The organism is Pseudomonas sp. HP_08, from assembly GCF_055284095.1.
Genome location: NZ_JBTOQC010000052.1, coordinates 193,834 through 219,233 on the forward strand (window position 1 = coordinate 193,834; position 25,400 = coordinate 219,233).

The window sequence follows — 25,400 nt, forward strand, 5'->3', positions numbered from 1 at the left end:
GTGCAATCGGCTGCAAGCTTGTAGCTTCAAGCTTGCAGCTTAGAGCTGCTTATTGTGGGTTGGCGCGGGTGCTGGACAGCAGCGACTTGAGGCTGGCGGCCTTTGGCTTGACCAGCCAGAAGCGGCGCAGGTAGTCGTCCAGGTTTTCGGCCAGGTTGCGGCCCCACTCACTGTCGGTCTCGGCGACGTACTCGTTCAGCACGCTTTGCAGATGGGTGCGGTAGGCCTCCATCGCTTCGCCGCTGATGCGCTGGATCTCGACCAGTTCATGGTTCACGCGGTCAACGAAGGTGTTGTCCTGGTCCAGAACGTAGGCGAAACCACCGGTCATGCCGGAACCGAAGTTGTAGCCGGTTTTACCCAGTACGCAGACGAAACCGCCGGTCATGTATTCGCAGCAATGGTCGCCCGTGCCTTCAACCACGGTGTGGGCACCGGAGTTACGCACCGCAAAGCGCTCGCCCGCCGTGCCAGCCGCGAACAGTTTGCCGCCGGTGGCGCCGTACAGGCAGGTGTTGCCGACGATGGCGCTTTCCTGGCTCTTGAACGGGCTGCCTTTTGGCGGAACGATCACCAGCTTGCCGGCGGTCATGCCTTTACCGACGTAGTCGTTGGCGTCGCCTTCCAGATACATGTTCAGGCCGCCGGCGTTCCACACCCCGAAGCTCTGACCGGCAGTGCCCTTGAAGCGGAAGGTGATCGGCGCCTTGTTCATGCCCTGGTTGCCGTGCAGCTTGGCGATTTCGCCCGAGATGCGCGCACCGATGGAGCGGTCGCAGTTGCAGATGTTCAGCTCGAACTCGCCGCCGCTCAGGGCCTCGATGGCCGGCTTGGCCATCTCGACCATTTTCTCGGCCAGCAGGCCCTTGTCGAACGGCGGGTTACGGTCGACCAGGCTGAACTGCGGCTTGTCGGCCGGAATGTAGTCGCTGCCCAGCAATGGCGTCATGTCCAGGTGCTGTTGGCGCTCGGTCTCGCCCGGCAGGATTTCGAGCAGGTCGGTACGGCCGATCAGCTCTTCCAGCGAACGCACGCCCAGGCGGGCCAGCCACTCGCGGGTTTCTTCAGCGATGTAGGTGAAGAAGTTGATCACCATGTCGACGGTGCCGATGTAGTGATCCTTGCGCAGCTTGTCGTTCTGCGTGGCCACGCCGGTGGCGCAGTTGTTCAGGTGGCAGATGCGCAGGTACTTGCAGCCCAGGGCGATCATTGGCGCGGTGCCGAAGCCGAAGCTCTCGGCGCCGAGGATGGCCGCCTTGATGACGTCGAGGCCGGTTTTCAGGCCGCCGTCGGTCTGCACCTTGACCTTGCCGCGCAGGTCGTTGCCGCGCAGGGTCTGGTGGGTTTCGGCCAGGCCCAGTTCCCATGGGGAACCGGCGTACTTGATCGACGTCAGCGGCGAAGCACCGGTGCCGCCGTCGTAGCCGGAGATGGTGATCAGGTCGGCATAGGCCTTGGCCACACCGGCGGCGATGGTGCCGACGCCGGCTTCAGCGACCAGCTTGACCGACACCAGCGCCGCCGGGTTGACCTGCTTGAGGTCGAAAATCAGCTGCGACAAGTCTTCGATCGAGTAGATGTCGTGGTGCGGCGGTGGCGAAATCAGGGTCACGCCGGGCACGGCATAGCGCAGCTTGGCGATCAGGCCGTTGACCTTGCCGCCTGGCAATTGACCGCCTTCACCGGGCTTGGCGCCCTGGGCGACCTTGATCTGCAGCACATCGGCGTTGACCAGGTATTCGGGGGTGACACCGAAACGGCCGGTGGCGATCTGCTTGATCTTGGAGCTGCGGATGGTGCCGTAGCGCGACGGGTCTTCGCCGCCCTCACCGGAGTTGGAACGCGCACCCAGGCGGTTCATGGCTTCGGCCAGCGCTTCGTGAGCCTCTGGCGACAGTGCGCCCAGCGAGATACCGGCCGAGTCGAAGCGCTTGAGGATGGCCTGCAGCGGTTCGATTTCATCCAGGCTCAGCGGCTGCTCAAGGGTCTTGACCTTGAGCAGGTCGCGCAGCATCGACACCGGACGCTGGTCGACCAGCGCCGTGTATTCCTTGAATTTCTCGTAGTTGCCCTGCTGCACAGCGGCTTGCAGGGTGTTGACCACGTCCGGGTTGTAGGCGTGGTATTCACCGCCGTAGACGAACTTGAGCAGGCCGCCTTGCTGGATCGGCTTGCGCGCGCTCCAGGCTTCGGTGGCCAGCAGCTTCTGGTCGGACTCGAGGTCGACGAAGCGTGCGCCTTTCAGGCGGCTCGGTACGCCACGGAAGCTGAGGTCGCAGACTTCTTCGGACAGGCCGATGGCCTCGAACAACTGCGCGCCACGGTACGAGGCCACGGTCGAGATGCCCATCTTCGAGAGGATCTTGAGCAGGCCCTTGGTGATGCCTTTGCGGTAGTTCTTGAACACCTCATAGAGGTCGCCCAGCACTTCACCGGTACGGATCAGGTCGCCCAGCACTTCATAGGCCAGGAACGGGTAGACCGCCGAGGCACCGAAGCCGAGCAGCACGGCGTAGTGGTGCGGGTCACGGGCGGTCGCGGTTTCGACCAGAATGTTGCTGTCGCAGCGCAGGCCCTGTTCGGTCAGGCGGTGGTGCACGGCACCGGTCGCCAGCGAGGCGTGTACCGGCAGCTTGCCCGGCGCGATGTGGCGGTCGGTGAGGACCAGCAGGGTGCGACCGGCACGAACGGCTTCTTCGGCCTGGTCGGCGATGTTACGCACCGCAGCTTCAAGGCCCAGGCTTTCGTCGTAGTTCAGGTCGATGATCTGGCGCTCGAAGCCTGGACGGTCCAGGTTCATCAGCGAGCGCCACTTGGCCGGGGAAATGACCGGCGAGCTGAGGATCACCCGCGAGGCGTGCTCCGGCGATTCCTGGAAGATGTTGCGCTCCGCGCCCAGGCAGATTTCCAGGGACATGACGATGGCTTCGCGCAGCGGGTCGATCGGCGGGTTGGTGACCTGCGCGAACTGCTGGCGGAAATAATCGTAAGGCGAGCGCACACGACGCGACAGCACGGCCATCGGCGTGTCGTCGCCCATGGAGCCGACCGCTTCCTGGCCCTGCTCACCCAGCGGGCGCAGCACCTGGTCACGCTCCTCGAAGGTGACCTGGTACATTTTCATGTACTGCTTGAGCTGCTCGGGGTTGTAGAAGGCCGAACCGTGGTCGTTGTCTTCCATGGTCGCCTGGATGCGCAGGGCGTTCTTGCGCAGCCATTGCTTGTACGGGTGACGCGACTTGAGACGGTTGTCGATGGCATCGGTGTCCAGCACCTGGCCGGTCTCGGTGTCGACGGCAAAGATCTGGCCAGGGCCGACGCGGCCCTTGGCGATCACGTCTTCAGGGGTGTAGTCCCACACGCCGATTTCCGACGCCAGGGTGATGTAGCCGTTCTTGGTCATGACCCAGCGCGCCGGGCGCAGGCCGTTGCGGTCGAGCAGGCAGACCGCGTGGCGACCTTCGGTCATTACCACGCCGGCCGGGCCGTCCCACGGCTCCATGTGCATGGAGTTGTATTCGTAGAAGGCGCGCAGGTCCGAGTCCATGGTCTCGACGTTCTGCCACGCTGGCGGAATGATCATGCGCACGCCACGGAACAGGTCGATGCCGCCGGTGACCATCAGCTCGAGCATGTTGTCCATGCTGGAGGAGTCGGAACCGACACGGTTGACCAGCGGGCCGAGCTCTTCCAGGTCCATCAGGTCGTTGGCGAACTTGGTGCGCCGCGCCTGGGCCCAGTTACGGTTGCCGGTGATGGTGTTGATCTCGCCGTTGTGCGCGAGCAGGCGGAACGGCTGGGCCAGCGGCCACTTGGGCATGGTGTTGGTCGAGAAGCGCTGGTGGAACACGCAGATCGCGGTTTGCAGGCGCTCGTCGCCCAGGTCCGGATAGAAGGCTGCCAGGTCGGCAGGCATCATCAGGCCCTTATAAATGATGGTCTTGTGCGAGAAGCTGCAGATGTAGTGCTCGGCATCCTGGGCGTTGGCAACCGAGGAGCGGCGACGGGCGCTGAACAGCTTGACCGCGAACTCCTGATCGCTCAGGCCTTCACCGCCGATGAACACCTGCGCGATACGCGGCAGGCGCTCCAGGGCCAGGCGGCCCAGTACGCTGGTGTCGATCGGCACTTCGCGCCAGCCCACCAGTTGCAGGCCTTCGGCGAGGATTTCGCGGTTCATGTTTTCGCGCGCGATCGCGGCCTTGTCGCCATCCTGGTTGAAAAACACCATGCCCACGGCGTACTGACGCGGCAGGTCGACGGCAAACTGCTCGCGGGCTACCGCGCGCAGGAACAGGTCGGGCTTCTGGATCAACAGGCCGCAACCGTCGCCGGTCTTGCCGTCGGCGTTGATGCCGCCACGGTGGGTCATGCAGGTCAGGGCTTGCATGGCCGTCTGCAACAGGTGATGACTGGCCTCGCCCTGCATATGGGCGATCAGGCCGAAACCACAGTTAGCCTTGTATTCATCCGGATGGTACAGACCTGCTTTCATAGACACTTTCTCACCAGGCTGCCTGGGTTAGAGGCAAATTCTTGATCAACCAACCACCTTTCACGCCGAACGTACGCCGGCTTTGGAGAGGCAAAACGGAGGCCATTGTACACAGCGACTTAAGAGCTCACAAATTTAATGACTATTAAGTGAAATAGCATGTCGCATTTATGAATCTTTTAAAGCGGCAACGTGTGATACGTCAAACACATTTTCAATGTTTGGCACGGAGGCTGCCGTAAGGTAGGGAGAGGGGCACAGACACCGAAAGGCACGCCACTGTGAAGTGGTGCGCCTTTTGGGGGAGAAGCGGGGTTGTCAGGTCAGCGGCTCGTATAGAGCCGCTGCGCTACAGACTTCAGCGACTGGCGCCCAGCTCTTGCTGGATGCTGGCGACGGTGCGAGGCCAAGGTTTACCAGCCTGGACCTTGGCTGGCAAGTTTTTGATGGCTTCTTGTGCGGCGGTGCGGTCGGCAAAATTACCGTAAGTCACCACAAACAGCGGTTTGCCCTGCAGGGTTTTCTTGAAATAACGGTACTCGCCACCCTGTTCGGCAATGTAAGCCTGGGCCGTGGCCTCGGAGCTGGTGCCCAGAATCTGCACGACATAGCGACCCGGCGCCTGGCTGCCATACCAGGTGCCACCGGCTGCCGGCTTGGCGGCCGTCGCAACAGGTTTGGCTGGAGCAGGTGCCGCCGGAGCTGGCGCGGGAGCAGGTGTCGGCGCAGGTTTGGCTGTCGCCACTTGTGTCTGTGGCGCAGGGGCCGGGGCTGGCTTGGCCGTGGCAACCTGAGTCTGTGGTGCAGGCGCAGGCGTTGGCCGGGCTGGCTGTGCAGGCTGGGCCGGCGCCTGGGTAGCCGACGCCGGCGGCTGGATGGAGGAACGCGGCACTTGTGCAACCGGTGTACTGGCCGATGCTCCGGCGCCAGCAGTCACGGTCGGCGGATGGGCGGGCGAAGCCGACGGCACGCTGTCTTCATCGCCATCACCGGAGCCTGCAGCTTCGGCCAGCGGACCACGCATCACCGGCTGGGAGTTTCCGACCAGCGGCAACGGCATTGGCTGGGAGTTGCCGGCGAATTCGATGGCCGGGCCACCGTTATTGGATTGCTGATTGGAAGGCGTGCCCTGCCCCAGCGGTAGCTGGGCTTGAGCATTGGCTGGAGCCTGACCCGGCGCAGGCGTCTTGCTGCCGCCTGGAATCAGTATTGCAGCCGCGACCGCCGCGATCACTACGGCCCCAAGGGCCACTATGTGTTTCTTCGGCATGTTGAACCCCACACTAGGACGCTTGACCGCGGAACGACTCGCGATCATCGCCTCGATCATTGAATCGCGGGCCACCTGGTTGATGATCCCAGGCCAGCCATCGGACTGTTCGTGAATATCGGCGATCTGTTCGGCGCTCAGCAGAGCAATGCCCTGCCCGGCGCCGTCCAGGCGTTGTGCCAGGTATTCACGGGTTTCATCTTCGTTGTAGGGCTGCAACTCGATGACATGAAAGCGTTCACCTTCAGCACCGGCAGGCAACTGACCGCACACCTGATCGAGACGATCGAGCAATGAAGCCTCGCCGAACAGAAACACATGCGGATGGCCTTCAGGCACACCCACAGACAGCCCCAGCAGGGCTTCGAGCGCAGAATTGTCGAGTTGTTCCGCATCGTCGACCAGAACATAGACTTCCTGTCCGGTCAGGGCCAGCTGCACCACCTGGTTGAGGATGGCCTGCAAGTCGGCACGGGCAAGGCCCAGCGCTTGCGCCATCTGCTGCAGAACGCCCGCCGCATCACCGGCGCCACGCGCCGAAATCACGACACTTTGCACCGATTGCTTGTTGGTGCTGGCGACCAGCGCCTGACGCAACAAGGTCTTGCCACTGCCCTGAGGCCCGGTCACCGCCAGCAGCAACTGGCTGTAGCGCGCCAGGTGATGAAGCTGCCCCAGCACCGGCTTGCGCTGGGCCGGGAAGAACTTGAAGCCCGGCACCCGTGCAGCAAAAGGGTCATGACTCAACTGGTAGTGGCCGAGAAAGGCCTCGTCGGCGTGCAAACTAGTCATCGGCTTTCCATTAACCTCTAAGCTGATCCACCAGGGCGCTGTAGTCCGCAACCAGGGTGGCCTGTAGTACTTCACGTGGATAGTCGTCGGTAATGACGGCTTCGCCTAGCTGGCTCAAAAGCACCAGGCGCAAACGGCCGTCGATCACTTTTTTGTCGACCGCCATGTGCTCCATGAACCGAGCTTCATTCATCTGCGCCGGCGGGACCACCGGCAAGCCGGCGCGCAACAGCAAACGAATACCGCGATCCCGGGCGCTGGCGGTGATCCAGCCCAGGCGCGTGGACATTTCCAGGGCCATGACCATACCGGCCGACACCGCCTCGCCATGCAGCCAGACGCCATACCCCATTTCGGTTTCGATCGCGTGGCCAAACGTATGGCCCAGGTTCAGCGTGGCGCGAATGCCCGACTCGCGCTCATCGGCGCCCACCACGCGGGCCTTGGCCGCGCAGGAGCGTTCGATGGCAGCCGTCAGGGCAACCTGGTCCAGGCCGCGCAACGCTTCGATGTTTTCTTCAAGCCAGGTCAGGAACGGCTCGTCGCAGATCAGGCCGTACTTGATGACCTCGGCAAGGCCGGCCGACAACTCGCGCTCCGGCAGCGTCACCAGCGAGCGAGTATCTATCAGAACCACCGAAGGCTGATAGAAAGCCCCAATCATGTTTTTGCCCAGCGGATGGTTGATGCCGGTCTTGCCGCCCACCGAGGAGTCGACCTGCGACAGCAGGGTGGTCGGAATCTGGATGAAGTTCACGCCGCGCTGGTAACAGGCGGCGGCAAAGCCTGCCATGTCGCCGATCACGCCGCCGCCCAGGGCAATTACGGTGGTGCGGCGGTCATGCCGGGCACCGAGCAGGCCGTCGAAAATCAGCTGCAGGGTTTCCCAGTTCTTGAACGCCTCGCCATCGGGCAGCACGATCGGCAGCACCTTGTAGCCTGCCAGGGTCCGGGTCAGACGCTCGAGATAAAGCGGGGCAACCGTCGTATTGGTCACGATGGCCACCTGGCGTCCGACGATGTGCGGCGTCAGCAGCTCGGGCTGATCCAGCAGACCTTCGCCAATATGAATTGGATAACTACGCTCGCCAAGCTCGACCTTAAGTGTCTGCATGTGTCCCCACATTGATTACCGGTTGGACGGTGTGCGTGCATTGGGCACCGCATACGCCGCCACTGTGTTTCGCAGGTTGCCGAGGATAGCGCATTTTGCGCCACGCTTTAACGGGGCGGAAGCTCTGCCAGACGGGCCAGAATCTCCAGAACCACCATTCGCGGCGGCCGTTCATCGGTTTCGATTATGACATCGGCAATTTCCCGATACAGCGGGTCGCGAAGGCTCAACAGGTCAGACAGGACCTGGGCCGGATTGGCGGTGCGCAGCAAAGGGCGATTGCGGTCACGGGCGGTGCGGCTGACCTGCTGCTCGACCGAGGCGTGCAGGTATACCACACGCCCGCCGTCATGCAGCGCCTTGCGATTTTCGCCGCGCATCACCGCACCACCGCCCGTCGCCAGCACCAGACCATCGGCCAGGCACAGCTCTTCGATCACCGCCTGCTCGCGATCACGAAAGCCAGGCTCGCCTTCCTTGTCGAAGATCCACGGGATATTGGCACCGGTACGCTGTTCGATTTCCTTGTCGGAATCCTTGAAAGGAAGCCGCAGTTCTTTGGCCAGCAAACGTCCGATAGTGCTCTTACCCGCGCCCATCGGCCCCACAAGTATTAGATTTCGCACAGAATCAACGACTCACAGCAATCGCCTGGTTATTCATGATGCGCGGTGTGAGGAAGACCAGCAGTTCGGACTTGGCCTCTGACACCACGTCACGCCGAAAAAGGCGGCCAACATACGGCACATCGCCAAGAAATGGCACTTTTTCTACAACTTTACTTTGCGTGTTGGAAAACACACCGCCGATAACAATGGTCTCGCCGTCGGAAATCAGCACCTTGGCATTGACCTCGTTTTTCTTGATTGGCGGTATGCCATTCAAGGCGTTGAGGTAATCGGGTTCGTCCTTGGTGACCTTGACCTCCATGATGATCCGGTTGTCCGGCGTGATCTGCGGGGTCACTTCCAGCGACAGCGAAGCCTCTTTGAAACTCACGCTGGTGGCGCCGCTGGAGCTGGCTTCCTGATAAGGAATCTCGGTGCCCTTGAGGATTTTCGCGGTCTCTTTGTCGGAGGTCACGACCTTGGGCTGGGAGACGATTTCACCGTTGCCGGTTTTCTCCATGGCACTCAGTTCAAGGTCGATCAGAGTGTTGTTGGTCACAAAGCCCAGGCCGATGCCGGAGGTCGCGTCAGCCGCGCCCAGATCGACGAACGGTATGTTACGGGTCAGGTCGCTACCGGTATTGCCAGCTTCGTCGCCATTGTCGTCCAGGCCGTAAGTGGTCCATTTGCCACTGCCGCTGGTCCTGCTGCCGCCCCAGCGCACGCCCAGCGCCTTGTCGTAACCGACGTTGGCCTCGACGATGCGCGCCTCGATCATCACCTGGCGCACCGGAATATCCAGCTGCGAGACGATGCGCCGCAGTTCGTCCAGGCGATCCTGGGTCTGGTAGGCAATGATGTTGTTGGTGCGATCGTCGACCGTGATCGAGCCACGCTCTTCAGTCTTGGCCTCGGCGCTGGTCACCGACTGGAACAGTTTGGCGATGTCGGCGGCCTTGGCGTAGTTGACCTGCAACAGCTCGCGACGCAGCGGGGCCAGTTCGGAGATCTGCTTCTGCGACTCCAGCTCCTGGCGCTCGCGGGCAGCAATCTCGTCGGCCGGTGCGACCAGCAGGACATTGCCGATCTTGCGTTTATCCAGCCCCTTGGTCTTGAGCACCAGGTCCAGCGCCTGATCCCACGGCACGTTTTGCAGGCGCAAGGTGATGCCGCCCTGCACGGTGTCACTGGCCACCAGATTGAGGTTGGTGAAGTCGGCGATCAGTTGCAGCACCGAACGCACGTCGATGTCCTGGAAGTTGAGCGAGAGCTTTTCGCCGGTGTACACCGGCTTGTCGGCGGCGCGGCGCTCCAGGTCGGCGTTGGTCAGCGGGCGCACGCTGATGGTCAGGCGGTTTTCGGTCTGGTAGGCCGAGTAATCGTAGGCGCCCGAGGCCTCGATGCTGATGCTGGCCTTGTCGCCGGAGGTCGTTGCAGTCACGAACTGCACCGGCGTGGCGAAGTCCTTGACGTCCAGGCGCACGCGCAGCGGATCGGGCAGCTGGGTCTTGGCGAACTCGACGCGAATCTTGCCGCCCTGCTCCTGAATATCCGGCGCAATGCCGGCGCTGCTCAGGTCGATGAGGATATTGCCCTCGCCCAGTTCACCGCGTTGAAAGTCGATATTACGTACAGCCTTGACACCTGCCGGTAGCGCAACGCGCGCAGCAGGCGAAGGGGCGGCAACGGGTGTCGCCACACGCGGCGCCCCTTGCGCGGTGCTCGGCTGCGCAGCCTGGGCAGCGCCGGCGCCCTGGCCGATCACCACGAACAGGTTGTTGCCTTCGACCCGCGAGCTATAAGGCGCCAGCGTGGTCAGGTTGACGATCACTCGCGTGCGGTCCTGCGCCTGGACCACCACAACGCTGCGCGCATTGCCCGCCCCCAGGTCACGACTGCGGCTGGCCAGCTGGCTGCTGACCCCCGGCAGGTCGAGCGCGATGCGCGCCGGCTGGTCGGTGGTGTAGCCGCGTGGCGCCGGCACCGGAGCATCGAACGACAGTTTCAACTCGATGCGATCACCGGGCAGGCTCGCAACGTCCAGGGTCTTGAGATTGGCAGCCTGGAGAATCGGCGACACCATCGCCATCCATAGCGATACGCTGATAATCGAGAGAATCCTGGTCATGTTCAATTTCCGTTGTGCGGTGTTTTGCATGCTTGGCCTTGCCCACTTCATGAGCGTTCATTGAGGGAGATCGTACGCGGCCTTTCAAGCCAGCCTCCCTCACCATCAGGAACTATTTCGATCACATCGACCTGCAGATCGCCGACCGACACGATCCGGCCGTGGTTACGACCCAGATAATCGCCCACCTTGACGCGATGCACCCCACCGGCACCGCGCAACAGCGCAAATGTACCCGAATCGTTGCCCAGGGTTCCGACCATCTCGAACGACTCGATATTAAAACCTTCCAGAAACTGTTTGACCCGGGTTTCGTCAGGCCGCACTTCACGCGAGCCTTTCTGGCGATTGAGCGGGTCGATCTTGACCGGCGGCTGAAACGGGCTGCGCAAACCGGCTGCGTTATAGGTAAAGGCCTCGTAAGGCCTGAACTTGGGCAACGGCTCGATGGTGCCGGTCGGCCGCGAGCGGGCCTCTGCGACGAACGTCGACAAATCGGAAAAGTCGTCGCTGCCACCACAACCGCTCAGCCCCAGCAGCACCATGCTGACGCACATCAGACGCGCCGCGCTCATTTCTTCAACCCTTCATCGTTGTAGCGATAAGTCTTGGCCAGGATGCTCATGCGCAGCTTCGCCGGGCTCTTGTCGACCGGCTTGATGTCGAAATTGTGCAGCGTGACGATGCGCGGCAGGCTGGCCACGCCACTGACGAACGTCGCCAGATCGTGATAACCGCCCTGCACCGTGATCTGTATCGGCAGCTCGATATAAAACTGCTGCGCCGCCTCGGGCAACAGCTTGATTTCTTCGAACTCAAGGCCACTGCCAAGGCCGGTGCGGGTGATGTCTTCAAGCAGGCCCGGTACTTCGGTGTCGCTGGGCAACTGGCGCAGCAGGGCGCCGAAGGTGTCTTCCATTTCGGCCATCTGCTTCTTGTAGGGCTCCAGGTTGGCGGCCTGGAACGCCTTGCTGGTGTATTGCTCCTTGAGCTGCGCCTCGGTGGCACGGGCGCCGTCGAGCTGCGCTTCGAGGTCCTGTATATAAAAGAAGTAGCCGAATCCCAGCACCAGAACCATCAACAGGGCGCAGGCGATGACCTTGACGGCAGCCGGCCACGACCCCAGGTTGTTCATGTCCAGCTCGCCGAGATCGACCTTGCGCAGGCTTTCCATCCATTCGGAAGCATTCATGGCTTGGCTCCCTCTACGGCAGGCTGGGTCTGGCGCACGGTCAACTGAAAGGCGTTGGTCTGATCGGGCGCGGCGCTGGCCTTGACCTCATTGAGAACCGGCCCCTCCAGCCAGTCGGAAGCCTCCAGGTTACGCATCAGGTCGGAGACCCGGTTGTTCGATTCGGCCATGCCGTTGATCGCAATCACATTGTCGAGCATCTTGATATCGGTGAAGTAGACGCCATCGGGCAAGGTGCGCACCAACTGGTCGAACACCCGGCCAATGATCGGCCGGTTGCCTTGCAGGTCCTGGATGATTTTCATCCGTTCGAGCAACTGCTTGCGCCGCGCCTTCAGTTCGCTGATTTCCTTGATGCGCGCATCGAGCTGGACCAGTTCGCCTTGCAGGAAGGTATTGCGCGCGGTCTGCTGGGTGATGGCCCGGCCAAGGGTCTGGTCGATCAGCAGGACGATGCCCACCGCCACCACCAGTACGCCGACCAGTGCGGTGATAAAGCGCTTCTTGCGCTCTTCGCGTTGCTGTTCCCGCCAGGGAAGAAGGTTGATCCGCGCCATCAGTCGAAACTCCTCAGCGCCAGGCCGCAGGCAAGCATCAGCGCCGGTGCATCACTGGCCAGCGCTCCGGCATTGACCTTGGCGCTGAGCGCCATGTCGGCAAAGGGGTTGGCAACCATGGTCGGCATACCGAGGCGTTTCTGGATCAAGTGCTCAAGGCCTGCAATCGAGGCCGAACCACCGGCCAGCATGATGTAGTCCACCGCGTTGTACTGGCCGGCGGCGAAGAAAAACTGCAGTGAACGCGACACCTGTTGCACCAGCGCATCCTTGAACGGCTCAAGCACTTCGCTGACGTAATCGTCGGGCAGGCCGCCCTGCTTCTTGGCCAGGCCCGCCTCACCCACCGACAAACCGTAGCGCCGCTGGATTTCCTCGGTCAGCTGTTTGCCGCCGAACAGTTGCTCGCGGGTGTAGATAATGCGCCCTTGGTGCAGCACGCTCAGGGTGGTCATGGTCGCGCCGATGTCGACCACCGCGACAGTGAGCATTTCATGGCCCTTGCCCAGTTGCGCCGACAACAGCCCGAACGAGCGTTCCAGCGCATAGGCTTCAACGTCGACCACGCGCGCCGTCAGCCCGGCCAGGGCCAGGGCGGCCTCGCGAACCTCGACGTTTTCCTTGCGGCAAGCAGCCAGCAGCACATCGACCCGCTCGGGGTTGCGCGCCGAGTAACCCTGGACTTCGAAGTCGATGGCAACCTCTTCCAGCGGGTATGGAATGTACTGGTCGGCCTCCAGCTTGAGCTGGTTCTCCATGTCGTCATCCGACAGGCCCGCGTCCATTTCGATGACCTTGGTGATCACCGCCGAACCTGCCACGGCCACGGCAGCGCTCTTGACCGAGGTGCGGGCCTTGACCAGTACGCGACTCAGGGCCTGGCCGACACCTTCGAGCTCGGCAATGTTCTTTTCGACCACGGCGTTGGCAGGCAGCGGTTCGACCGCATAGGACTCGACCTTGTAGCGGTTACCGGAACGACTCAACTCAAGGAGCTTTACCGATGTGGAGCTAATATCGATCCCTAGAAGGGCGTTGGCCTTCTTACTGAAGAGTTCGAACACAACCTGATTTCCTATGCCTTTGCGTCACTTATGAAGTGTTTTACGGCCAGCTGCGCTGTCGACTGCCTGACAGTAGCGCAAATCCCGCCCGGACACGAAAAATGCTTATAATGCCCGGCGCTTTTTTAAACACCAAAGGCTTGCAACTGTATTTAATTGTTGAAGCCTGCGCCCCACCCATTCTTTTTCTGGAAATCCAAAAGCCTTGATACGCCTGCTGAAGTTTTTCTGGTGGTCCATCGTCGCGGTGATCTGTGCACTTGTGCTGGGTCTGAGCGGTGCCTTCCTCTACCTGAGCCCTAACCTGCCGTCGGTAGAAGCGCTGCGCAGCATTCAGTTGCAGATCCCGCTACGGGTCTACAGCAGCGACGGCAAGCTGATCGCCGAGTTTGGCGAAATGCGCCGCACCCCGGTGCGCTTCGCAGAAATCCCTACCGACTTCATCAATGCCCTGCTGGCGGCCGAAGACGACAACTTCGCCAACCACTATGGCGTCGACCCCACCGGCCTGGTGCGCGCTGCCAGCGAGCTGGTCAAGAGCGGGCATATCCAGTCGGGCGGCAGCACGATCACCATGCAGGTCGCAAAAAACTTCTTCCTGACCAGCGAGCGCAGCTTTTCCCGTAAAACCACTGAGATCCTGCTGGCCCTGCAAATCGAACGGCAACTGACCAAGGACGAGATCCTGGAGTTGTACGTCAACAAGATTTACCTGGGTAACCGTGCCTACGGCATCGAAGCGGCCGCGCAAGTCTACTATGGCAAATCGATCCGTGACGTCAGTCTTGCACAAATGGCCACTATCGCAGGCCTGCCCAAGGCGCCGTCGCGCTTCAACCCGCTGGCCAACCCGGTGCGCGCCAAAGAGCGCCGCGACTGGATTCTGGGGCGCATGTATCACCTGGGCAAGATCAACCAGACAGCCTACCAGGCCGCGCTTGGCGAGCCGATGAACGCCAGCTATCACGTGCCGACCCCGGAAGTGTACGCACCTTATATTGCAGAGATGGCACGCGCCGAAATGGTCGGTCGCTATGGCAGCGAGGCTTACACCGAAGGCTTCCGGGTCACCACCACGGTCCCCAGCGACCTGCAGGAACACGCCAACAACGCGGTACGCCAGGGCCTGATCGAATACGACCAGCGCCACGGCTACCGTGGCCCTGAAAGCCGCTTCCCCGGCGTGACCCGTGCCGTCTGGGCTCAGGAACTGGGCAAGCAACGTCCGATCAACGGTCTGGAGCCGGCCATTGTCACCCAGGTCGACAAGACCGGCCTGCGCGTCCTGACCCGCAACGGCGAGAAAGAAGAGGCCGTCGACTGGGCCAGCATGAAATGGGCCCGGCCGTACCAGAACACCAACAGCATGGGCGCCACGCCACGCCAGACAAGCGATGTGGCCCAGGTCGGCGACCTGATCCGCGTACTGCGCCAGCCCGACGGTAGCCTGAAGTTCAGCCAGGTGCCCGCCGCGCAAAGCGCGCTGGTCTCGCTTGATCCGCGCAACGGCGCAATCCGTGCGCTGGTGGGCGGCTTCTCGTTCGAGCAAAGCAACTACAACCGCGCCATGCAGGCCAAGCGTCAGCCGGGTTCGAGCTTCAAGCCGTTCCTGTACAGCGCCGCACTGGACAACGGCTACACCGCCTCCAGCCTGGTCAACGATGCGCCGATCGTGTTTGTCGACGAGTACGTCGACAAGGTCTGGCGTCCGAAAAACGACAACGGCACCTTCCTGGGCCCTATCCGCCTGCGTGAAGCGCTGTACAAGTCGCGCAACCTGGTGTCGATCCGCCTGCTGCAACAACTGGGCATCGACACCTCGATCGACTACATCACCCGCTTCGGCTTCGCCAAACAGGATCTGCCGCGCAACCTGTCGCTGGCCCTGGGCACCGCGACCCTGACGCCGATGGAAATCGCCACGGGCTGGAGCACCTTCGCCAATGCCGGCTACAAGATCAGCCCGTACCTGATCCAGAGCATCGAGAACCGCGACAGCCAGGTGCTGTTCGCCGCCAACCCGCCGACAGTGCCGGCAAGCGAAGCCAAGGCGGCGCCGAATACCGCAACCTTCGCGGTACACGACACACCCGGCATCGTCGCCAATGCACCTGGCAGCGAACCGCAGACGCCGGCAGTCGCCGAGCGCGTGGTCGACAGCCGTACCACCTATATCCTCAACAGCATGCTTCAGGACGTCATCAAGCGCGGCACCGCACGCCGCGCACTGTCGATGAACCGTCCGGACATCGCAGGCAAGACCGGGACCACCAACGAGTCCAAGGACGCCTGGTTCTCCGGCTACAACGCCGACTATGTGACCACGGTATGGAGCGGTTTCGACCAGCCAGAAAGCCTGGGTCGCCATGAATTCGGCGGCACGGTGTCGCTGCCGATCTGGATGGACTACATGAGCGCTGCGCTCAAGGACAAGCCACCGCATCAGCAACCGGAGCCGGACGGCATCCTCAGCCTGCGAGTCGACCCGATCAGTGGCCGCGCCGCGACGCCGAGCACGCCCAATGCGTTCTTCGAACTGTTCAAGAGCGAAGACACACCGCCCAGCGTCAACGAACTGGGTGGCAGCGTACCCGGCAGCCCGCTGCCAGCGGATGAATCCGCACCTATCGACCTGTTTTAAAGCAGCTACAAGCGGCAAGCATAAGCAGGTCGCGCCTGACTCAGTACCGCTTTGACTTGCCGCTTGCAGCTTGCCCAATAAAAAACCCCGGCCAATGGCCGGGGTTTTTTATTGGGTCTTGCAGCGGCCTTAACCGTTGAAGACTTCGTCAACGCTGGTCAGCGGGTAGTGCTTCGGATACGGCAGGGTAGCAACGCCGCTCTCGATGGCCGCTTTCGCTACCGCTTCCGAGATCACGCCCAGCAGGCGGCTGTCCAGTGGCTTTGGAATGATGTATTCGCGGCCGTATTTCAATTCGATGCCGCCGTAGGCGTCGCTGACTTCCTGAGGCACAGGCAGCTTGGCCAGTTCGCTCAGGGCGTTGGCCGCGGCGATTTTCATTTCTTCGTTGATGCGCTTGGCGCGAACGTCCAGGGCACCACGGAAGATGAACGGGAAGCCCAGTACGTTGTTGACCTGGTTCGGGTAGTCCGAACGGCCGGTGGCCATGATCACGTCGTTGCGCGTGGCGTGGGCCAGCTCAGGAGCGATTTCAGGATCCGGGTTCGAGCAGGCGAAGACGATCGGGTCTTTGGCCATCAGCTTGAGGTTTTCAGCGCTCAGCAGGTTCGGACCCGACAGGCCGACGAATACGTCAGCACCGTCCAGCGCGTCGCTGAGGGTGCGTTTTTCGGTGGCGTGCGCGAATACAGCCTTGTACTGGTTCAGGTCGGTACGGCCGGAGTGAACAACGCCGGTGCGGTCGATCATGAAAATGTTTTCGATCTTCGCGCCCATGCTCACCAGCAACTTCATGCAGGAGATGGCCGCAGCGCCAGCGCCCAGGCAGACGATTTTGGCGGTGTCGAGGCTTTTGCCAACGATTTCCAGCGCGTTGATCATGCCGGCTGCGGTAACGATCGCGGTGCCGTGCTGGTCATCGTGGAACACCGGGATGTCGCACTGTTCGATCAGGGCCTTTTCGATCTCGAAGCACTCGGGTGCCTTGATGTCTTCCAGGTTGATGCCGCCGAAGGTGATGGAGATGCGCTTGACGGTGTCGATGAAGGCCTGCGGGCTTTCGGAGTCGACTTCGATGTCGAACACGTCAATACCGGCGAAACGCTTGAACAGAACCCCTTTGCCTTCCATGACCGGCTTGGAAGCCAGAGGACCCAGGTCACCAAGACCCAGAATGGCGGTACCGTCGGAAATGACTGCTACCAGGTTGCCTTTGCCGGTGTACTTGTAAGCCAGCTCGGGATCGCGGGCGATTTCACGTACAGGTTCGGCAACGCCGGGGCTGTAGGCCAGGGACAGGTCACGGGCAGTAGCAGTTGGCTTGGTGAGCTCGACACTCAGCTTTCCTGGACGAGGATTGGCATGGTATTCGAGCGCAGCGGTTTTCAGATCGGACATTTTATAGGATTCCGCTTTTTTCTATGGACAGACGGACCGCCGAGGATACGCAAGATGCAGAATCCTCACAAGACTGGGTAGTCACTGCTGTCAAGAGGGCGGATGGTGGGATTGCAATTGTGGGACAGTTAATGTCGCACCTGCGCAAAAGCACACCCAAAGAGTCTGGTGTGTGGCCGGATGACCATAGTCCATAAACGAAAAAGGCGCCCGCGAGGGGCGCCTTTTCTAGCAGCCTGGAGATGCCCGTCGGGCAGTCCGTGGCAGCCGGTCTTACTTGGTTTTCGGCGCGCCGAAAGCACCAAAGCGGGACTTGAAGCGGTCAACACGACCACCGATGTCCAGAGTCTTCTGCTTGCCAGTGTAGAACGGGTGGCATTCGTTGCACACGTCCAGGCTCAGAGGCTTGGTCAGAGTGGAACGGGTCTTGATGACGTTACCGCAGCTGCAGGTGGCGTCGATTGGCTCGTAAACTGGATGGATATCGGCTTTCATGGGAACTTCCTCAGGCTTGCGAGCCGCCACCCGACACTATTGTCGGATACCGCACGCGAAATAGGCGGCGGATGTTACCAGACAATTGCCATTACGCAAATGGACCCGCATGCCGGTCGTCAGCCCGGGCAGGCTGTCTGCTAAGATCGCCGCTCGTTCAGCCTGCTTGTCATATAGGGAAAGCCCTTTGGGAAAGCCACCGCGTGTCTGATGTCATTTTGCGCCTTGCGCTGCCCTCGCCCTTGCGCCGCCTGTTCGATTACCTTGCCCCGGCCGGCGTGAGCCGCGCTGCATTGCAGCCGGGCATGCGCCTGCGCGTGCCGTTCGGGCGCCGGGAAATGATCGGCATCCTGATCGAGGTGTGCGACCACAGCGAAGTGCCGGCCGACAAGCTCAGGCCGGCCATTGCCCTGCTCGACGAGCACACGCCGCTGCCGCCTGCGCTGTTCAAACTGTGCCTGTGGACCTCGCAGTATTATCAGCACAGCCTGGGCGACACCCTGAGCTGGGCCTTGCCGGTGCTGCTGCGCCAGGGCGAACTGGCTGAACCGCGTCAGGAGCGCTTCTGGCAAGTGACACCCGGCGCCAGCCTGCAGGACCCGCGCATTGCCCGCGCACCCAAGCAGCGCGAGGCGCTGGCGACCCTGGCCCAGCACCCGCATGGCGTGGCCCATCAGGTGCTGGGCAAACTGATGCTCAACAAGGACAGCCTCAACCTGCTGCTGGCCAAAGGGCTGGTAGAGGTCGAAGTGCGCAGCCAGGCGCCCGGTGCGCGTCATGAACACTGGCTGGCGCAGCCCGAGCTGCCGCTCAACCCCGAGCAAAGCGCCGCCTGCGAGGCGATCCATGCCGGCATGGACAGTTTTCATGCCTTTCTGCTGGCCGGCGTGACCGGCAGCGGCAAGACCGAGGTCTATCTACAACTGATTCGTCAGGTGCTGGAAGCCGGCAAACAGGCGCTGGTGCTGATCCCGGAAATCAACCTCGGCCCGCAGACCCTGGCGCGCTTCGAGCAACGCTTCAATGCACGCATTGCGCTGTTGCACTCGGCGGTCAACGACCGCGAACGCCTCGATCACTGGCTGGCCGCCCGCGACGGCGATGCCGACATCATCATCGGCACGCGCTCGGCGCTGTTTACGCCGATGAAAAACCCCGGCCTGATCATCATCGACGAGGAGCACGACGGCTCCTATAAACAGCAGGAAGGCCTGCGCTATCACGCTCGCGACCTGGCCATCGTCCGCGCCCGCCAGGAAAATATCCCGATCGTGCTCGGTTCGGCCACGCCGTCGCTCGAAAGCCTGCACAACGCCTACACCGGCCGCTACGGCCTGCTGCGCCTGACCCAGCGTGCCGGCGGTGCGCAACAGCCGCGCTTCCTGCGCCTGGACGTCAAGAGCCGGCCACTGGACAGCGGCATCTCCGGGCCCATGCAACAGGCCATCGCGCAGACGCTTGCGGCGGGCCAGCAGGTGCTGGTGTTTCTCAACCGTCGCGGCTTTGCGCCGACCCTGCTGTGCCATGACTGCGGCTGGCTGTCGGGCTGCCCGCGCTGCGACGCGCGCATGACCGTGCACCAGCGCTCCGGCGAGCTGCGTTGCCATCACTGCGGGCATGTCGAGCGCGTGCCGCGCCAGTGCCCGTCGTGCGCCAAGGTGGATTTGCGCCCCATCGGCGCGGGCACCGAACGGGCCGAAGAGCGCCTGGGGATTCTGTTTCCGGATTACCCGGTATTGCGTGTCGACCGCGACAGCACCTCGCGCAAGGACGCCATGAATCAACTGTTCACCACCATTCAGCGCGGCCAGCCGTGCATTCTGGTGGGCACACAGATGCTCGCCAAAGGTCACCACTTTCCACGGGTGACGCTGGTGTCGATCCTTGACGCCGATGGCGGGCTGTTCTCCGGGGACTTCCGCGCCAGCGAACGCATGGCGCAATTGATCGTGCAGGTGGCGGGCCGGGCAGGACGCGCCGAAGAGCCCGGCAAGGTCATCATCCAGACCCACCTGGCCGACCATCCGCTGCTGATCCAGCTGACCGAGCAAGGCTACTTCGCCTTTGCCGAGCAAGCCCTGAGCGAACGCCGCGCCGCCGGGCTGCCGCCGTTTGCGCACTTGGCACTGCTGCGCGCCGAAGCGCACAAGCCGGGCCAGGCCGAGCAGTTTCTCGACGAAGCCTGTGCCGAGGCCGAAATCCTGCTGGAGCACATCAGCCCCGGCAGCATCGAACTGCTTGGCCCGGTGCCGGCGCCCATGGAGCGGCGCGCCGGGCGTTATCGCGCACAGCTGCTGTTGCAGGCTAATGCCCGCGCGCCACTGCACCGTTTGTTGAGCGCCTGGCTGCTGGTCATCGAGCAACTGCCCAGCGGCCGTCAGGTACGCTGGTCGCTGGATGTGGACCCGGTCGACTTGTATTGACACCGTCAAGGTTGGCAAGCTCGCCCCGGCCACGGATAATGTGCAGTTTTTCCACCCGCGCATCCAGGCGCTACCGCGCTTGCGGTTGAAGAGAACCTCATGAAAGACACCATTCGCCAGCTGATCCAACACGCCCTGACCCGCCTCGAAACCGAGGGCGTCTTGCCGCCAGGGCTGACGCCGGCGATTCAGGTGGAGAACGCGCGCGACAAGACCCACGGCGATTTCGCCAGCAACATCGCCATGATGCTCGCCAAGCCTGCGGGCCTTAAACCGCGCGATCTGGCCGAAAAGCTGATCGCCGCCCTGCCTGCCGACGAGCAGATCAGCAAGGTCGAAATCGCAGGTCCTGGCTTTCTGAACTTCTTCCAGAACACTCAGGCCCTCGCCGCACGCCTGGATGCCGCGCTGGCCGACGAACGGTTGTCGGTACTGCGCAGCGGTCCAGCGCAGCGCGTGGTGGTCGACCTGTCGGCACCGAACCTGGCCAAGGAAATGCACGTCGGCCACCTGCGCTCGACCATCATTGGCGATGCGGTGGCCAACGTTCTGACCTGGCTGGGCGACACCGTGATCCGCCAGAACCACGTCGGCGACTGGGGCACCCAGTTCGGCATGTTGCTGGCTTACCTGCAGGAAAAGCCCACCACCAGCGACGAGCTGTCGGACCTTGAAAACTTCTACCGCGCCGCCAAGCAGCGTTTCGACGAGTCGCCCGAGTTCGCCGACCGCGCCCGTGCGCTGGTGGTCAAGCTGCAGGCCGGCGATGCCGAGTGCCTGGCCCTGTGGAATCGTTTCAACGAGATCTCGCTGTCGCACTGCCAGAAAACCTACGAGCGCCTCAACGTCAACCTGACCCCGGCCGACGTCAAGGGCGAGAGCGCCTACAACGATGACCTGGCCAACGTGGTCAGCGACCTGGCAAGCACTGGCCTGCTGGTCGAGAGCGAAGGCGCCAAGTGCGTGTTCCTCGAAGAATTCCGCACCGCCGACGACACCCCGTTGCCGGTGATCGTGCAAAAGGCCGGTGGCGGCTATCTGTATGCCACCACCGACCTGGCCGCCATCCGCTACCGCAGCAAGGTGCTGCACGCCGATCGCGTGCTGTACTTCGTCGACCAGCGCCAGGCCCTGCACTTCCAGCAAGTCTTCGAAGTGGCGCGCCGCGCAGGCTTCACCCACGAAGGCATGCAACTGGAGCACATGGGCTTCGGCACCATGAACGGCGCCGACGGCCGTCCGTTCAAGACCCGCGATGGCGGCACGGTGAAGCTGATCGACCTGCTCGACGAAGCCGAAGTGCGCGCCTATGACCTGGTCAAGGAGAAGAACCCGGAACTGGCCGAGGCCGAGTTGCGCGGCATCGCCAAAGCGGTGGGCATCAGCGCGGTGAAATACGCCGACCTGTCCAAGCACCGCACCAGCGACTACAGCTTCAACTTCGACCAGATGATCAGCTTCGAAGGCAACACCGCACCGTACCTGCTGTATGCCTACACGCGCATTGCCGGTGTATTCCGCAAGCTCGGTACGCCGTTCGACGCCAGCAGCGGCCACATCGTGCTCGAAGCCGCCCAGGAGCTGGAGCTGGCCGCGCGCCTGGCGCAGTTCGGCGAAGTCCTCAACACAGTTGCCGAAAAAGGTACACCGCACGTACTGTGTGCCTATGTGTATGATCTGGCGGGCCTGTTTTCCAGCTTCTATGAAAACTGCCCTATCCTTGGTGCGCAAAACCCGGACCAGCAGCAGAGCCGTCTGCGCCTGACTGCCCTGACCGGCCGCACCCTCAAGCAAGGCCTGGATCTGCTGGGCCTGGACACTCTGGAGCGTATGTAAGTTGGCAGTGGCGAAAAAGAAAGCGGCTCCCAAGCGCGGTGCCAGTCGTTACCAGGCGCCGGCAAAGAAGCCGATCCCAGGATGGGTATGGTTGGCTGTCGGCCTTACGGTCGGCGCCTTCATTGTCTTTCTGATGAAACTGGAGCCGGGTGGCAGCGACGTCAAGCGCGAAAAAGCCGATGCCAAGGCCGCCGCCAAGATCGCCGAGGCGAACAAGACACCGCCCAGCCCGGCGGCGGTCAAGCCCAAGTACGATTTCTACACGCTGCTGCCGGAATCGGAAGTCATCGTGCCCAAAGAGGCCGTGCCCGAGAAGACTCCGCCTGCACCTGCCGTGGCCCCGGTCGCGCCGGTCACCGTGGAGCAGGCGGCGAAGATCGACACCGCCCGCGCCCAGGCGGCCTTGAGTGGCCTGACGCCGCCGCCCGCGCCACCGGTCGCCACCACGCCAACCAAGCCTGCGCCGGTGACGCAGTTCTTCCTGCAAGCGGGCTCGTTCCGCAAGCAGGCAGATGCCGAGAAGGTGCGTGCGCAGATCATCCTGCTGGGCCAGACCGCGACGGTGGAGTCCGGCACGGTCAAGGAAGAAACCTGGTACCGCGTACTGGTCGGCCCGTTCAGCAACCGTGACCAGTTGACCACCGCGCAGAAACAACTGGCCGGCGGCGGTTTCAGCAACCTGTTGTTACAACAGCGCCAGCGGTAAGGCCGCCGCAAGTCAGAAGCGTTATGCGCAAGCCGGACCACCTCGGCCGGCTTCTGGCTTGCAGCTAAAAACTTGTAGCTTGAAACTCGCTGAAGCGAGCCCCATATCTGTCTCCATCTGGGCATTTTCGCCCCGCTGCGTGGAGACTCTTCCCTTGACCACCATCGTTTCAGTACGCCGCCACGGCAAAGTCGTCATGGCCGGTGACGGCCAGGTTTCCCTGGGCAATACCGTGATGAAAGGCAACGCCAAGAAAGTGCGCCGCCTGTACCACGGTCAGGTCATCGCAGGCTTTGCCGGCGCCACCGCCGATGCCTTCACGCTGTTCGAACGCTTCGAAGCCCAGCTGGAAAAGCATCAGGGCCACCTGGTTCGTGCCGCCGTCGAGCTGGCCAAGGACTGGCGTACCGATCGCTCCCTTAGCCGCCTTGAGGCCATGCTGGCCGTCGCCAACAAGGACGCCTCTCTGATCATCACCGGCAACGGCGATGTCGTGGAGCCAGAAGACGGCCTGATCGCCATGGGCTCCGGTGGCGCCTTCGCCCAGGCCGCCGCCCGCGCCCTGCTGCAGAAGACCGAGCTGTCGGCCCGCGAGATCGCTGAAACCGCATTGCACATCGCTGGCGATATTTGCGTGTTCACCAACCACAACATCACCATTGAGGAGCAGGACCTCGCCGAATAAGCCGCTGCGGCTATTTGACCTGAGGACCGTTGATAACCATGTCCATGACTCCCCGCGAAATCGTCCACGAACTGAACCGCCACATCATTGGCCAGGACGACGCCAAGCGCGCCGTCGCCATCGCCCTGCGTAACCGCTGGCGGCGCATGCAACTGCCCGAAGAACTGCGCGTTGAAGTCACGCCCAAGAACATTCTGATGATCGGCCCGACCGGTGTCGGCAAGACCGAAATCGCCCGTCGCCTGGCCAAGCTGGCCAACGCGCCGTTCATCAAGGTCGAAGCGACCAAATTCACCGAAGTCGGTTATGTCGGCCGCGATGTCGAGTCGATCATTCGTGACCTGGCCGATGCCGCCATGAAGCTGCTGCGCGAGCAAGAGATCGTCAAGGTTCGCCACCGCGCCGAAGACGCCGCCGAAGACCGCATTCTCGATGCCCTGCTGCCTCCGGCACGCGGTGGCTTCAACGAAGAACCGGTTGCGACCAGCGATTCCAACACCCGCCAGCTGTTCCGCAAGCGCCTGCGCGAAGGCCAGCTGGACGACAAGGAAATCGAGATCGAAGTCAGCGAAGCCGTTGGCGTCGACATTTCTGCGCCGCCGGGCATGGAAGAAATGACCAGCCAGTTGCAGAACCTGTTCGCCAACATGGGCAAGGGCAAACGCAAGTCGCGCAAGCTCAAGGTCAAGGAAGCGCTCAAGCTGGTGCGTGAAGAAGAAGCCGGCCGCCTGGTCAATGACGAAGAGCTCAAGGCCAAGGCCCTGGAAGCGGTCGAGCAACACGGCATCGTCTTCATCGACGAAATCGACAAGGTCGCCAAGCGCGGCAATGTCGGCGGCGCGGACGTCTCGCGTGAAGGCGTGCAGCGCGACCTGCTGCCGCTGATCGAAGGCTGCACGGTGAACACCAAGCTGGGCATGGTCAAGACCGACCACATTCTGTTCATCGCCTCCGGCGCGTTCCACCTGAGCAAGCCGAGCGACCTGGTGCCGGAACTGCAAGGCCGCCTGCCGATTCGCGTCGAACTCAAGGCCCTGTCGCCACAGGACTTCGAGCGCATCCTCAGCGAGCCGCATGCGTCGCTGACCGAGCAATACCGCGAGCTGCTCAAGACCGAAGGCCTGGACATCGAATTCAAGCCCGACGGCATCAAGCGCCTGGCCGAAATCGCCTGGCAGGTGAACGAGAAAACCGAAAACATCGGCGCCCGCCGCCTGCACACCCTGCTCGAGCGCCTGCTTGAAGAAGTGTCGTTCAGCGCCGGTGACCTGGCAGGCTTGCCCGATGCGCAGCCGATCAGCATCGACACCGACTACGTCAACAGCCATCTGGGCGAACTGGCCGACGACGAAGACCTGTCGCGCTACATTCTCTAAACCCGTGTAGGAGCGCGCTTGCCGGAATGCCGGACCACCGCGACCGGCTGCGTTAGCAGTCGTAAATTTTCAGCGTTTCCGAGATTTTGCGAGCGCTGCGCACTCGGTCGCGGGCAAGCGCGCTCCTACAATGCCAGGCTCAAGAGACGGACCATGAACAAGCTGCCCACCGCCATCGAGTTGCATAAAGCCTCGAAAACCCTGACGCTGAAGTACGCACCCGACGAGCACTATCATTTGCCCGCCGAGTTCTTGCGTGTGCATTCGCCTTCGGCCGAGGTGCAGGGGCATGGCAAGCCCATCCTGCAGTTCGGCAAGCTGGGTGTCGGCCTGAGCAAGGTCGAGGCGGCCGGGCAATATGCCCTGAAGCTGACCTTCGACGATGGCCATGACAGCGGCCTGTTTACCTGGGACTACCTGTACCAGTTGTGCCTGCGCCAGGACGCTCTGTGGAGCGATTATCTGCTGGAGCTGAAAAAAGCCGGCAAGAGCCGCGATCCGCACGAGCATGTCGTGCGCCTGATGCTTTGAGCTGGCACTTGGGCACTTTGTCCTAGCAGCTTCATAAACAGCGTCTATCCTTCCCCGCACCGCTTGGCGTTTTAGTAAGCGGTTTCTAA

The 25,400-nt window shown here is 62.3% G+C and carries 18 protein-coding genes; 7 read left to right on the forward strand and 11 right to left on the reverse strand.

Annotated features, from left to right (window positions below; translation table 11 throughout):
* Positions 1-49 precede the first annotated feature (49 nt).
* From gltB to ACYAS9_RS28690, 9 genes are all read right to left on the reverse strand, one after another.
* The gene (gltB, locus tag ACYAS9_RS28650) at positions 50-4,495 is read right to left on the reverse strand and encodes a glutamate synthase large subunit (RefSeq protein ID WP_463571877.1); all 4,446 of its coding nucleotides are present in this window, start codon (positions 4,493-4,495) and stop codon (positions 50-52) included.
* Between the two features lie 358 nt (positions 4,496-4,853).
* A complete protein-coding gene (locus ACYAS9_RS28655; protein WP_463571878.1) occupies positions 4,854-6,557 on the reverse strand; it encodes an AAA family ATPase in 1,704 nt (567 codons plus the stop codon).
* A gap of 10 nt (positions 6,558-6,567) precedes the next feature.
* Positions 6,568-7,671, reverse strand: coding sequence for a 3-dehydroquinate synthase (gene aroB / locus ACYAS9_RS28660; protein WP_463571879.1), 1,104 nt, complete (start codon positions 7,669-7,671; stop codon positions 6,568-6,570).
* Between the two features lie 107 nt (positions 7,672-7,778).
* Positions 7,779-8,297, reverse strand: a complete 519-nt coding sequence (aroK, locus tag ACYAS9_RS28665; protein ID WP_463571880.1) for a shikimate kinase AroK — start codon at positions 8,295-8,297, stop codon at positions 7,779-7,781.
* 4 nt (positions 8,298-8,301) lie between these two features.
* On the reverse strand, positions 8,302-10,407 hold the full coding sequence (gene pilQ, locus ACYAS9_RS28670; protein ID WP_463571881.1) for a type IV pilus secretin PilQ: 2,106 nt from the start codon (positions 10,405-10,407) through the stop codon (positions 8,302-8,304).
* A 47-nt stretch (positions 10,408-10,454) separates the two neighbouring features.
* Positions 10,455-10,982 carry a pilus assembly protein PilP gene (locus ACYAS9_RS28675; protein WP_463571882.1) on the reverse strand — a complete coding sequence of 176 codons (528 nt, stop codon included), beginning with the start codon at positions 10,980-10,982 and terminating at the stop codon, positions 10,455-10,457.
* On the reverse strand, positions 10,979-11,599 hold the full coding sequence (gene pilO, locus ACYAS9_RS28680) for a type 4a pilus biogenesis protein PilO (RefSeq protein ID WP_463571883.1): 621 nt from the start codon (positions 11,597-11,599) through the stop codon (positions 10,979-10,981). Before pilO ends, ACYAS9_RS28675 begins: the two co-directional genes overlap by 4 nt.
* Positions 11,596-12,156, reverse strand: coding sequence for a PilN domain-containing protein (locus ACYAS9_RS28685; protein WP_463571884.1), 561 nt, complete (start codon positions 12,154-12,156; stop codon positions 11,596-11,598). Before ACYAS9_RS28685 ends, pilO begins: the two co-directional genes overlap by 4 nt.
* Positions 12,156-13,220, reverse strand: a complete 1,065-nt coding sequence (locus tag ACYAS9_RS28690; protein ID WP_463571885.1) for a pilus assembly protein PilM — start codon at positions 13,218-13,220, stop codon at positions 12,156-12,158. The genes ACYAS9_RS28685 and ACYAS9_RS28690 overlap by 1 nt, the downstream gene beginning before the upstream one ends.
* 208 nt (positions 13,221-13,428) lie before the next feature.
* Between ACYAS9_RS28690 and ACYAS9_RS28695 the strand changes: the two genes are divergently transcribed.
* A complete protein-coding gene (locus ACYAS9_RS28695) occupies positions 13,429-15,861 on the forward strand; it encodes a penicillin-binding protein 1A (protein WP_463571953.1) in 2,433 nt (810 codons plus the stop codon).
* 129 nt (positions 15,862-15,990) lie between these two features.
* Here the strand turns inward: ACYAS9_RS28695 and ACYAS9_RS28700 are convergent, their stop codons facing one another.
* Both ACYAS9_RS28700 and rpmE read right to left on the reverse strand, forming a co-directional pair.
* Positions 15,991-17,259 carry a malic enzyme-like NAD(P)-binding protein gene (locus tag ACYAS9_RS28700; protein WP_463571886.1) on the reverse strand — a complete coding sequence of 423 codons (1,269 nt, stop codon included), beginning with the start codon at positions 17,257-17,259 and terminating at the stop codon, positions 15,991-15,993.
* Between the two features lie 273 nt (positions 17,260-17,532).
* Positions 17,533-17,754, reverse strand: a complete 222-nt coding sequence (rpmE, locus tag ACYAS9_RS28705) for a 50S ribosomal protein L31 (RefSeq protein WP_056841321.1) — start codon at positions 17,752-17,754, stop codon at positions 17,533-17,535.
* Between the two features lie 203 nt (positions 17,755-17,957).
* Between rpmE and ACYAS9_RS28710 the strand changes: the two genes are divergently transcribed.
* From ACYAS9_RS28710 to ACYAS9_RS28735, 6 genes are all read left to right on the forward strand, one after another.
* Positions 17,958-20,177, forward strand: coding sequence for a primosomal protein N' (locus ACYAS9_RS28710; protein ID WP_463571887.1), 2,220 nt, complete (start codon positions 17,958-17,960; stop codon positions 20,175-20,177).
* Positions 20,178-20,276: 99 nt separating this feature from the next.
* Positions 20,277-22,013 (forward strand): arginine--tRNA ligase, encoded by a 1,737-nt coding sequence (gene argS, locus ACYAS9_RS28715; protein WP_463571888.1) that lies wholly within the window; start codon positions 20,277-20,279, stop codon positions 22,011-22,013.
* A 1-nt stretch (position 22,014) separates the two neighbouring features.
* The gene (locus ACYAS9_RS28720) at positions 22,015-22,719 is read left to right on the forward strand and encodes an SPOR domain-containing protein (RefSeq protein ID WP_463571889.1); all 705 of its coding nucleotides are present in this window, start codon (positions 22,015-22,017) and stop codon (positions 22,717-22,719) included.
* 154 nt (positions 22,720-22,873) lie between these two features.
* Positions 22,874-23,404 carry an ATP-dependent protease subunit HslV gene (gene hslV / locus ACYAS9_RS28725; protein ID WP_463571890.1) on the forward strand — a complete coding sequence of 177 codons (531 nt, stop codon included), beginning with the start codon at positions 22,874-22,876 and terminating at the stop codon, positions 23,402-23,404.
* 38 nt (positions 23,405-23,442) lie between these two features.
* Positions 23,443-24,780 (forward strand): HslU--HslV peptidase ATPase subunit, encoded by a 1,338-nt coding sequence (gene hslU, locus ACYAS9_RS28730; protein WP_463571891.1) that lies wholly within the window; start codon positions 23,443-23,445, stop codon positions 24,778-24,780.
* Positions 24,781-24,933: 153 nt separating this feature from the next.
* Positions 24,934-25,311, forward strand: coding sequence for a gamma-butyrobetaine hydroxylase family protein (locus ACYAS9_RS28735; protein ID WP_463571892.1), 378 nt, complete (start codon positions 24,934-24,936; stop codon positions 25,309-25,311).
* Positions 25,312-25,400: the final 89 nt, after the last annotated feature.